The following is a 12,468-nucleotide window of genomic DNA, read 5'->3' on the forward strand; positions in this document are numbered from 1 at the left end:
CTCAAACAAATCTCCAATATTGATGACTTGGGTTACTCCATTATCATCTATGTAGGTGAACTGGCTACCATCATAGTATACATTACCTCCATTCTCCGTGATCAAGTTGATGATCTCTTCGTAGATAGCCCCTTCATTTCTAATGTCGTTCACTACCTGATTCACAATCATCTCAGGAAGATTGATAACTTGAGTTACGCCCTCATCATTGATATATGTAAGTTGAGTTCCATCGTAGTAAACATTTCCTCCACCAAACTCTTCGATTAAGTTCAGTATTTCATCATATATACTTCCTCCACTATTGATGTTATTCACAACATCAGCTGGTACATCGATTAAAGTAATGGTACCCTCCTCGTTAGTGTAACGGTAAACACCTGGAGCAACAACAACTAAAGTTGTAACTGTTTCTTCAAAAAGCTCACCCATATCAATCAACACCAAATCCCCCTCTTCATTGGTATAGTAAAATTCATTGGTTGTAGGGTTGTAAGTAACAAAATTATTTGATCCTTGTCCCGCTCCAGTCCAAGCTAATCTTCTCCATCTATTTCTAAACCAATAGTAATAGCCTGGCGTAATGATTCCATTATCATTGGTATTATAAACCAATAAACTTTCAACGTTTCCAGCGACAATAGTCGCATCGTCAATATCGTTTGAAAGTCGTACTCTTGGAATCAAAATACCACGATCAGAAGAAACGATATCTAATTGAGCAGATGAAGAAGGCGTAGCAGTGCCCACCCCGACCTGTGCTGAAGCATCGATAATAAAAATCGCGAATAGCAATAAAAGTAGTATTTTTTTCATTTCCGTTTTGTTCATGATTGTTTCAAAAAAAGGTAAAAACCACATTTTTGAGGAGTTTATATAAATGCTTTTCATTTTTTGCTTACTCTTTAATTACTTGAATCCAACCTTGGAATTTCTTTTCTTGACCATTATCTTCTACCACAGTCATTACATAGAAATATGTACCAGCGGGTAGTCCTTCTGCAGACCAGTTATTTTGATAATCCTTTGACTCAAAAACATGATCTCCATACCTATTGAATATCACTAATTCATTACTTGCAAATCTACCAAGTCCCTTTATTTCAAAAGTTTGGTTAGTCCTATCACCATTCGGTGTAATGACATTTGGAATAAAAAATTCTCTAATTCTGTTCTCATCGGTATCCTCATTATCAATTGGATCCTCATCCTCTTCACGTGACACGACTTCAGCGTAATTGATAATTGTACCAGCTCTATCTGCTTTCACCCTTAGCTTAATAATCATCTCATCACCAGCCATGAATAGCGGAACACTCCAGGTCAGTGTTTGACCTATATTGTTCATACTGTATTCCATTAGTCCGAATGCAGTTTCTACCTCATAGCCCTGAAAACTCACTCCTAAAGGTAGATTGTCCACTATTACTACTTCTGTGGCATCTACCTCAGAATTGTTTTGAACGCGAATTTCGTATTCAAAAACATCGCCTTCCCAAATGGATACACCGAAAGAGGTTTTTTCAACAGCTAGATTCGTCATATTACTTGACATCACAGCCAAAGTAAAAACCCCATAATTTGCCAAAACTACGGGTGTTGTTACTGTTTGTGCATTTAAGGAAACATCACCACCTAAGTTTTCCCACTCTTCATTTGATTGATTCCAATGTGCAATTACCAACCTATTTACATCACCCAATATAAAAGCAGGTGTAGTTACGTCTCTCCACGACAAAGTCAAATTCACTTCTTCACTTCCCTCATCCCTATGCAGCTCCCAGTATTCAGCATCGTTGATCAACTCCATTCGAACAGGCTTTTGATCTCGTGGATAAAGTCTGTCTGGATCTTCGAAAAAATATTTTGCTCTATATACAGAGGAATTACTTCCTGGGGCAGAAATTCCTGCAAAACGAAAAAATCCAGCATCTCCGATTGGAAAGCTAAATACTTGATCACCTCTTCTTCCTACATATCCATCCACATGACTTATATCAGAGGTCTGAGCATGACTTCCATCTCTTTCAAAAAGCATAAGTCCTCCAAATCCATCAGAAACCACAATGCCTCGAATAAATCTTGATACTCCAGATACACTGATATTTCCGAAAAGGTGAAAAGCGTTCTGATCAGAAGGGTTATCAAACAATACGTTGTTCAACCTACTTAAATTTGTACCCATGATCTGCTGTATAGAATTGCTACTCACAAATCGAGTAAGTCCCTCTCCGCCTTCAGTAAAAGTAACTGTACCATCATTGTTCAAATTGGCAAAAAGATATAAATCACCATCATTGATTAAAGTTGCATTACTCTTATTATCAAAATTAAACAATGATGACACCACTGTATTCGGCTGAATACTCAAAATACCTTCGTTACTCGTTTGAGCAAAAAGTTGATTGATAGATCCTGAAATCATCAATGAACATACGATAAATAAAATGCTAACCTGTAATAGCTTCCCCATATTATAAAAAGAATTATTTGCTTAAAGCACAATCAATCAATTACATTTTTTTTGTTGTAAACTCTATTTTTGACTCCATCAATTGAATTGATAGCAATTCTTACAGTTGATTTAATAGACTGAACTTGTCTGCATCTTTAATTAAGCTCGCAAAATTAGATTAATAAATACGCTTGTATAAATTTCGGATTACGCAATAATACTCAAGTCCATTAAAATGTAGAATATTGAAAACTTGACACTTGCGGAACATAACACTTAGAAAAAATGAAAAAAAACAAGGGAATATTTATGAAAATTTTAAATACAAACTCTGTAAGAATAGTAGGCTAACCACATCAAAAACAACCACATTTCGGTAAATGACGGTATGGACTAAATTTTTACATCATTTTTAAGAAATGCAAAGGTATTTCTAAACATACTTATTCTGAAATTTTCCATACTCATACCATAGATCTACATCTTCATGAGATTTAATTTTAAGTTTAGTGAGTTAATATTTTTTTTAGGAATTATCAATACCTAAGTCTTATGTAATATGGAAACTATTAATTACCATCAACACATTGTGATCGAACAATTTACTTTAACTCAAGATTTTATTTCAGGTATAAAAATTATTTTTGACCTTACTACAAATGAACCGATTTTTATATGTAGAAATGGGCAAAAAAAATATGGAATCAATCCTAGTTATGTAAGGCATTTACCTCTTTATGAATTCAAAAGATTAATTTTTGATAGCGAAGATGAGGGGACATTTATCCTTGATAAATCAAACTTAGAAGACTCTAACGCACCACTACAAATCACATACCTTAGAAAAAGGCGTCATCAAAATGAAATTGAAGTTGATTTGATCTTTGAAAAATTAGTAAAACTCTATATTGATGATAAAGCGAAATATTATAAATCCTTCCACATCATCCCCTTGAATCCTCAGGCTTCGTGTAATTCGAAAATAGAAAGAATGATTGAAGAAGCACGATTTATTAAAAAGAACCAAGTCAAGTTCAATCAACTTAGCAAAAGAAATAAAGAAGTGCTAGCCTTGATGATCCAAGGTCTAAGTGCTGTTGAAATTGCAGAGAAGCTTTTTATCGGAACCAATACCGTAAATACTCATAAACAAAAAATAAAAGAAGTACTTGGCGTGAAAAACTCCTATGAATTGATGAAATACGGCTATGCGTTTGATCTGATTTGATTTGTAGCTTTTTCTAATAAACAGCTATGTGGCTACGTAACTATTGCAGTCACTTGCACAAAGTTCGATTTGACTCAACTCTGATATTAGTGGATGTTAGACATTCTTCGATATTGATCAATTGGGATCGATTTTGCCAATCAATTGGTATTACTAGTAAAGTATCATACCATCAAACATTTTTTTTTTATGTTTAAATCAACCAACTAACCTTCTACAAGTCAATTAGAGGTATTTTAATTGAAAAAAACATAATAATTAGTTAGTTTTTATCTAATAGCATTACAGTAATTTTTGAAAAATTATAAATTAAAAAATGTGACATACTCATAAAACTTCTGAATTTTTGCTACTCGACTATTATCCAAAGATTATTGACCTATCTGCGAGATAAAGAATCTACTTGAACAAAAACCTATAATTTCAAAACCAAATTTGGCTGTTTAGTGAATATAAATAATTATTAATTTGAATATAATCCAAGTTTATTTTATTTTTAGCATATTTCTTTAATCATCCGACTGTGAAGAATATAATATTTAGATTATTATTAGTGTACTTTTCACTTTTCCAAATTGATTTTGTCGAAGCCCGTCAGAGCAATATTGTATCGACTAATGAGATGTATCAAATCGTTTCAGAATTGCAGAGTGATCATAAACATGAAGAAGCTATTCGCATTCTACTCAAATTAGTTGATAATAAATTATGGATCAAGGATGAAGAAAATGCTAGAAAGACTCATAACAAGCTAGGTTATTCTTATTACATGCTCCATCAGTACGAAAAAAGCTCTTTTCATTATCAAAGGGCAACTGAACTAGCGAAGAAACTTCAAAATACCGAAAAACTTATCGATTCATTCACATCACTTGGCATGGCTCTACGTCGAGGAGGAATGTACACAAAATCTGTAGAGGTAAATCAAGAGGCTCTGGAACTCGCTATTTTTCTGAAAGATACTGTATCTATCTGCAACATTCTCAATACATTAGGAATCCTCTATCAAGACATAGAAGATTGGAGTAAAGCAATAAATAATCATCATCGAGCTCTTGTGCTTTCAGAGACAACCTCTGACACGCTAATGAGTTCATTTCTTCATACCAACCTTGCTATAAGTTATAGAAGCATTCTAATGATCGACAGTAGTCTAATTCACAATAAACTTTCGCTATCCCTGAAAGAAAGTATGGGGCAAGAGGAATTGGAAAAAGTGAAAATTTATAACAACATAGGCTTAGATTACCTAGAGCTTGACAGTTTGGAGTTAGCCCTATCCTTTTTGGAACGTTCAAATCAAATCTATCATATGATTGAAGATAAAAAAGGGCTAGTTTCCAATTATAATAACTTGGCAAAATTAGCCTTAAAGGAATCAGAACCTACTAAAGCATTGACGTTTCTGAACAAAGCTGAATTACTTTTAAATGATTTTTCCATGCCTATCATACTTCAAGACTTAATTAAAACAAAAATTGAAGCACTTGAAGCTTTGGGTGAATTTGGCAAAGCTTTAGAAGCTCAAAAGCACCTTTTATCCATCAAAGAAGATATCTTTCAAAAAGAAAAAATAGGAATTCAAAAGTTAGAAACCGCTTATCTCTTAAGAGAGAAAGAATTAGAGTCCCAATCATTTGCACAAGAAGCGGAGTTGGCAAAACTAAAGGCTCGAAAAAACACTCAAATTGTTTTAGTTTTACTGTTAGCCTTAGTATTTGCAGTTTTTATTATCTTCTTGGTTTCCAAACTAAATAAAAGGCTAAAGCTTAGCAATGAGATAATTCAGGCTCAAAAGTTAGATCTAAAACATTTTACTTACAACACACTGATGAGGATTCAGGGTCTATTGAGACTGACATCTAACAGTGTTTCTGATCAGTTAATAAGAGAAAGTCTTTATCAAGCAGAGGCTGCGGTCGTCTCGGCTGCCTCATTACAAAAATTCACCTATAGTATAGAGAATATAGATCATGTAATGCTAGGGAATTATTTAAGTGAACTCATGGATCACTTAAACTCCACCTTTCGAATAACAAACACAAAGAAGGTTCGATTCAAAGTTGAAATTATTAATGATTTCACCTTGCCTGTATTTATGGTTTTGAACATTGGGCTAATCACAGCAGAAATCGTAACTAATTCTCTAAAATATGCATTCGAAGATAGTATGGACAACCCCGAAATCACACTTACACTATTTGGAACAGTTGGAAATCTTAACTTGAAAATAAAAGACAATGGAAAAGGGTTAGATAAGGATTGGCGACAAAATGGCGTTGGTCACGGGCTGATCACAAAATTGGCGCGTCATATCAAAGCAGAATTGACCTCTTATACTGACAACGGAACTACATTTATTTTATACTTGAAATTAAAAAATGGCTTCTCAATCTAAAAAAATCCTGATAGTGGAAGATGATCCATTCATTGGAGATTTGATCATTTCTGACTTATCTCAACTTTTTCCTTACGGAAATCTAGTGGTAATTGGACCTGTTGAAAATATGCAAGATGCTATAGCGGCATTCAATAACGAAACCCCAGATATGATACTTATGGATATTGAGCTAGGTCAAGACAAAAGTGCTGGCATCTCCTTAGCCAGTCTTGTCAATCAGATCCGGCCTGTTCCATTGATTTTTCTGTCTGGTCTTGAGAGAGAAAGGGGGTTTGATGTTGCTAAGTATACCTCTCCTTATGCCTATCTTCAAAAACCCTATCAAAGACAACAGCTTGCTGATATTATAGAGCTTTTGCTTATCCAGTTAACTACACAAATAAAAAAGCCTAATCCTGATCTGACAACTTATCAGAAAACACAAAAATCAATCTTCGTAACTACCTCATATGGTGAAATTACAGCAATAGAACTTGAGCATTTGACCCTTATCGAAGCTGATGGCAAAGTTTTGAAAGCATATAATTGTAAACAAGATAGACCAATCATTTTCTCATCCCCTGGATTGAAAAACTTCTATGAAAGTCATTTGGAAATATTATCCAAAGATTTTTTTCAATTAAGCAGAAAGTTCATCATTAATATCAGCAAAATAGAACAAATCAAAGATAACCTAGTAAGACTTCCCAAATTCACATCAGATTCAAGAATAGAAAACTTCCAGATCCCTATACCTGTGAATGGCAACAAGAAAAAAGAGTTGTTTAAACTTTTAGGCAAAACACTTTAAAATAATCAAAGTATTCTTGAAAATATTTTATTGAATAAAAATAATATTTTTTAAACCAAAAATCGACATATAATTTTTAAAACTCCTCCTTAGCAGGCCATACAAAAACTTGATTTTATAAAAAAAAATGAAGTTAAGTTTTCTGATTTGAATAAATTTTTATCCTATATTCGTTCCTAAATTGATTTAGCAAATCTTACTTCGGTAAATAAATCCATTTTAAAGGTCATTTTTCAAATCTTTAAAAATATATATGCTTATGAAGTAAAAAAAAACTACTCACCTCAAAAATGGAAGGAACTCTTTCTATCAAACAAAGACCCTTCAAATCTTTAAGCTAAATATTACTGATTAAATTAGATCAACGTCACTTGACTCAATGTCTTTAGTCCTCGATGTATTAAGGCTATTCATAGTAGATGCCAATACGCCAAATGCTATCAAGGATGATGCATATCGTGTTCATATTTAAGCTTTAATTTTAGAATCCTAAAACAATAACCCAAATCATATGAAAAAAATTAATACAAAAAATTTCCTTTTTGGAATTTTGATAATGATAATCATATTCCCTGCTTGGGCTCAAGTAGAAATCAGAGGAATCGTAAAGGATGCAAGCTCAGGTGAAACTTTACCTGGTGTAAACGTACTCGTCCAAGGTAGTACCACAGGAACAACTACAGACCTAGATGGCAACTATTCGCTCAGGGTATCTTCCAATGCTAAACTTCAGTTTAGCTATATTGGATACAAAACTCAAGTAATTGATGTAAACAACAGATCACAAATAGACATTTTTCTAGAAGCTGATTCTCAGAATTTGGATGAATTTGTAGTCACTGCCATGGGTGTCAAGAAAGAACGAAAATCATTGGGCTATGCATTTCAAGAAATCAAAACAGGAGATCTAGTAGATTCAAGAGAGAATAATATTGCCAATGCACTCATAGGTAAAGTATCCGGACTTCAAGTAATGAGAAGTAGTAGTAGTCCCGCAGCGTCTTCTAAGATCATACTAAGAGGATTCAATTCTCTTACTGGTGACAATCAGCCTCTTATTGTGGTTGATGGAGTACCGATGTCAAACTTCACAGGAGCAGCGAACAATGATTTTTGGAATCCCTCAGCAGATATGGGAAATGGCTTAGGTGATCTCAACCCCGAGGACATAGAGTCGATGTCAGTACTCAAAGGAGGTGCAGCTTCAGCACTCTACGGATCTAGGGCTGGAAATGGGGTGATTTTGATTACTACAAAATCTGGCAGAGCAAAAGATGGAACTGGAATCTCATACTCTGCAACGGTGGGTTTTGAAAATATCTTCATGCAACCGAAAATCCAAAGATCCTTTGGACAAGGATCAAACGGCTCTTATGACCCACTTTCCGGTCTAAGCTGGGGACCTCAAATCAACGGTCAGCAAGTTCAAGATTGGAAAGGTGATATGGTGCCATTACAAGCTTATGACAATCTAGGTAATTTTTTCAGAACTGGAAACAACACTACTCACAATCTCTCTTTCCAACAATCTCTGAACAAAAACACCACCATTTATTCATCATTAAACTATCTCAGAGACAATAGTAAAACGCCTGGCGTCACTCTTGATAGGTTAAACTTAATGACAAAGGTAACTTCCAACTTTGGTAAAAATGAAAGATGGATGACCGATATCAAGGTTCAGTATATGAATACTGAAGCAAATAATCGACCTGTAGGTGGAAATAATTCAGGGAATTACTACGGAACAGTACTTAACCTGCCCAATACAGTGGATATGCTTTCACTGAAAGAGGGGATGGATCGCAAAGGTGTCCAGCAAGTATGGTATAATCCGCAATCAAGCCAAGTAAACCCTTACTGGGCGTCAAATAACATTCTAAATCAGGATGTCAGGAATAGATTCTTAATGAACGCTACCATCCAATATAAATTTACAGACTGGTTAAATGCCCAATTTCAGGCTGGGACTGATATATTCACGACCAAAAGGACAGGAAGAACTTATACTGGTGCTCCAGTGAATTCCAGCTATAGCATCGGCTTTGATAGTTTTTTTGAAAACAATTACATATTCAGCCTAAATGCGAACAAGGAAAACATCAAAGGCTCAAAATGGGGAGGTGCAGCATCTATATTTGGACAGGTCATGACTACCAGCTTTTCATCTCTCAACGGAAACGCTGGTGAACTAGAAGTTCCGAACTTATTTTTCCTCGGCAATTCTGTAGGCTTACCTGGGATTTCAGAGAGTTTCAATAGAAAGCAAATAAACTCAATATTCGCTACTGCAGAGATCAACTATGACAGATATTGGTTTTTAAATGTCACTGGAAGGAATGATTGGTCGTCTGCTTTGGGTATTGGCAACAGGAGCTTTTTCTATCCCTCTATCAGCACTTCACTTGTGGTGAGTGAGATGATCGGGAAAAATGGTGGCGTAATACCCAAATGGATGGAGTTTGCAAAAATTAGATTATCATATGCTGAGACAGGATCAGATCTATCTCCTTACCAGATATTTAACGTCTACAATATTGGTAGAGATCCAAGGGGATATACTACAGCAAGCAGAAGGGGTACCTTGTTCAATGAAAATATTCGAAGTGAATTGGTGAAATCTATTGAAGCTGGATTCGACATGGGCTTCTTTGACAATAGATTTGGTGTAGATTTCACTTACTATAAAACCAACGCTGTGAATCAAATCCTCACAATCCCAATGAACCCGCTTTCGGGCTATACAGGTAGACTAGTGAATGCTGGAGATATCGAAAATAGAGGAGTTGAGATAGTATTTAATGCTTCTATCTTAAGAAGCAACTCTGGTCTGAATTGGGATATAAGTTCAAATTTTGCACGCAATATCAATGTTATCAATTCTTTGCATGAAGAAGTGAGGCAGGTACCTTTGGGAGGCTACGACAATGTCACAGTATTTGGAGAAGTTGGCCAGCTATACGGTGCAATTTATGGCACAAGATTCAGAAGAGTTCTTGATGAATCTAGTCCTCATTTCGGGAAACTATTACTAAATGATGCAGGATTGCCTGTAGCTGACAATGGAATCCACCTTTTAGGCAACCAAACAGCAAACTACCTGCTAGGAGTTACCAATACATTCAAATACAAGAACATGGCACTTTCTGTGCAAGTAGATGGAAGATTTGGAGGTCAGTTTTTTGCAGGAACTAATGCATTCATACAAAGATCTGGTCTTGCGGAAGCCACTGTGGTAAATGGGAGAAGAGATGACTTCATTGTAGATGGTGTAATAAGCTCTGGAGAGCAATTGGTGCAAAATACAGTTTCTGTATCACATCAAGATTATTGGAATGCAGTATCTGGTGTTGGAAACCTTGGTATAACAGAACAAAACATTTATGATGCCACTAATATGCGAATTAGACTTTTGCAATTATCATACAATGTCCCTCAAAAAATACTTGGTGATTCATTTGTACGGAGCATGAGGCTTTCTTTTACAGGAAATAATTTGCTCATGCTTGTTAGCCATGCCAATGGGGTAGACCCAGAGTCGGTATTTGCAACAGCAACAAACGCCGTGGGGTTTGAATTACTTTCATTCCCAACATCGCGCTCTTATTTCTTCACAGCTACATTAGGTTTTTAACCCTTAATCAAGACCTACTATGAAAAATCTAACAAAAATAATATTCTCTCTCTTCATAGGACTAACCATTGTATCCTGTGATGACTTTGATATGATCAATGACGATCCTATGGCCGCAAGTGCTGACCAAGTTCAAGTTGAATATTTCATCAATAATGCCATCATAGGAGCTCAGCAAGACCCACATATTGCTGAGCGTGCATTTGTACTATATTGGAAAGGCGCAGGAATGCACAATCTGGGTGGAGGAATTACTTTGGGCACTCACAATGATGGCTGGTCAGTGGATTACTGGTCCACAGCCTCATCTTGGCTTAATGCCGCCACGACTGCGATACAAATCGCAAACGAAAAAGCTAACAACGGATCAGCCCAACCTTATAATGACAACTTGATTCAAGTAGCTAGGATCTGGAGAGCGTATTTACTCTCTGAACTTTCAGATAACTTCGGTCCCATGCCAATCAATGCCTTTCAAGGTATCAACCCTGAATTTGTTTCCACAAAAGAAGTATATGACTTTATGCTTGATGAGTTGACACAAGCACAGTCTTTGATAAATACAGATGTAGCGAGACCCTCGAAATTACAGAACCTTGATGCTGCCTACATGTTTGAATGGGAAAAATGGATTCGATTTGCAAATTCATTGAGAATGAGGTTTGCAATGAGATTGTCAGAAGTCGACCCAAATAAGGCGGCATCAGAATTCCAAGCAGCTGTAGCTACGAATTTATATATTTCAGAGGCTTCTCATAATTTTTCCGTAGAGGAAAGACCAGGATGGGATCCCCTTACTGGCGTGATGTCTAGGGAATGGAATGGACAGTTTTTAAGTGCAACACTAAACAACATATACGTTGGCCTTGGGGGCGTCTCGACACAATCACAGGTAGGTAGTCAAATGCATGATCATATCAAACCCCAAGAATACATGGGAATGTATTTTCCAGATCAATTTGCTGAAAGGACAAATGATCCCGCTAAAGGTCATTGGCTAGATGGCTTACCAGAAAAAATTGATCCAAGAGCTTATAAAGCTTTCTACATTCCAGGAGATTTCAATAATGCTAATTACTCATTCTTCCCTTCATGGACTAATGATGCAAGAAATCAAAACGGATTTTTGCTTGACCTTCAAGGAAATCAGATTGAAATCAATACTACTTATACCTGGAATGCATTTGCTAATGGAGATTGGGGTGCAAAAGGAACAAGGAACAGACTGAGAGGAGTAATAGGCAAATCACCAGCTATCGGCCAACAATTCAGATCAAGTAGCAATAGAAGAATCTTCTTTGCCAGTTGGGAATCATATTTTCTAATTGCAGAGGCCGCTGTGAGGGGCTGGTCTGTTCCTATGAGTGATATTGATGCTTACGAGATGGGTGTTAGGCATTCTTTTGAGTACTTCGGCACTACACAGTATTTAGACAGCTATTTGGCATCCAATGAATATAACAGAAATGGAACTTCCGCTAGCTTTCTTCATACCCAAGAGCCTCCAGCTTCAAAGAATATGACCCATAGAATTGGTAAAAATGGAGCCCTCGAAACCTATACTTATAATTATCCTGTAAATCACTTGTATATGTCTGGCACAGTGAAAAATGATAAACTTACCAAAATCATTACTCAGAAATACATAGCTAATTTCCCTTGGTTGCCATTAGAAGCTTGGAATGATCATAGAAGATTAGGGTTGCCATTTTTCGTAAACCCATCAGTAGAAAACAATCTACCAAACCTTCCCGATCTAAACAGCTCAAATTACATGACCTCAAATCGGAAATTCTTCCCTCAAAGACTCCCTTATCCATCTTCTTTGAGAAATGCTGATCCCAATGGATACACAAAGGCCACCAACCTTCTAGAAGGTCCAGACGCTGTACTTACACCATTATATTGGGCAAAAAAATAAATCATATTCAGTTAAGGGGGCTTGCATTCAGCCTCCTTA

6 protein-coding genes and 1 pseudogene are annotated in these 12,468 nt (G+C 35.9%); 5 read left to right on the plus strand and 2 right to left on the minus strand.

The features are described 5' to 3' along the window. Positions 1-816, minus strand: a pseudogene (locus tag MM214_RS13035) (hypothetical protein); the annotation flags it as partial. 82 nt (positions 817-898) lie between these two features. Beyond that, positions 899-2,473, minus strand: coding sequence for a T9SS type B sorting domain-containing protein (locus MM214_RS13040; RefSeq protein WP_241296073.1), 1,575 nt, complete (start codon positions 2,471-2,473; stop codon positions 899-901). A 541-nt stretch (positions 2,474-3,014) separates the two neighbouring features. Here MM214_RS13040 and MM214_RS13045 point away from each other — a divergent pair. From MM214_RS13045 to MM214_RS13065, 5 genes are all read left to right on the plus strand, one after another. After that, entirely contained in the window at positions 3,015-3,683 is a 669-nt protein-coding gene (locus MM214_RS13045) for a LuxR C-terminal-related transcriptional regulator (RefSeq protein WP_241296074.1), read from the plus strand. A gap of 523 nt (positions 3,684-4,206) precedes the next feature. Continuing rightward, a complete protein-coding gene (locus MM214_RS13050; RefSeq protein ID WP_241296075.1) occupies positions 4,207-6,081 on the plus strand; it encodes a tetratricopeptide repeat-containing sensor histidine kinase in 1,875 nt (624 codons plus the stop codon). Continuing rightward, entirely contained in the window at positions 6,065-6,874 is an 810-nt protein-coding gene (locus tag MM214_RS13055; protein WP_241296076.1) for a response regulator transcription factor, read from the plus strand. The genes MM214_RS13050 and MM214_RS13055 overlap by 17 nt, the downstream gene beginning before the upstream one ends. A 511-nt stretch (positions 6,875-7,385) precedes the next feature. Beyond that, positions 7,386-10,508 carry a SusC/RagA family TonB-linked outer membrane protein gene (locus MM214_RS13060; RefSeq protein ID WP_241296077.1) on the plus strand — a complete coding sequence of 1,041 codons (3,123 nt, stop codon included), beginning with the start codon at positions 7,386-7,388 and terminating at the stop codon, positions 10,506-10,508. 19 nt (positions 10,509-10,527) lie between these two features. Continuing rightward, on the plus strand, positions 10,528-12,429 hold the full coding sequence (locus MM214_RS13065) for a SusD/RagB family nutrient-binding outer membrane lipoprotein (protein ID WP_241296078.1): 1,902 nt from the start codon (positions 10,528-10,530) through the stop codon (positions 12,427-12,429). Positions 12,430-12,468 lie beyond the last annotated feature (39 nt).

It is taken from the genome of Belliella kenyensis, assembly GCF_022549675.1.
Classification (GTDB): Bacteria; Bacteroidota; Bacteroidia; order Cytophagales; family Cyclobacteriaceae; genus Belliella; species Belliella kenyensis.

Coding starts and splice junctions, on each gene's coding strand:
- MM214_RS13040 (WP_241296073.1), bottom strand. CDS start 2,473: ATGGGGAAGCTATTACAGGTTAGCATTTTATTTATCGTATGTTCATTG.
- MM214_RS13045 (WP_241296074.1), top strand. CDS start 3,015: ATGGAAACTATTAATTACCATCAACACATTGTGATCGAACAATTTACT.
- MM214_RS13055 (WP_241296076.1), top strand. CDS start 6,065: ATGGCTTCTCAATCTAAAAAAATCCTGATAGTGGAAGATGATCCATTC.
- MM214_RS13060 (WP_241296077.1), top strand. CDS start 7,386: ATGAAAAAAATTAATACAAAAAATTTCCTTTTTGGAATTTTGATAATG.
- MM214_RS13065 (WP_241296078.1), top strand. CDS start 10,528: ATGAAAAATCTAACAAAAATAATATTCTCTCTCTTCATAGGACTAACC.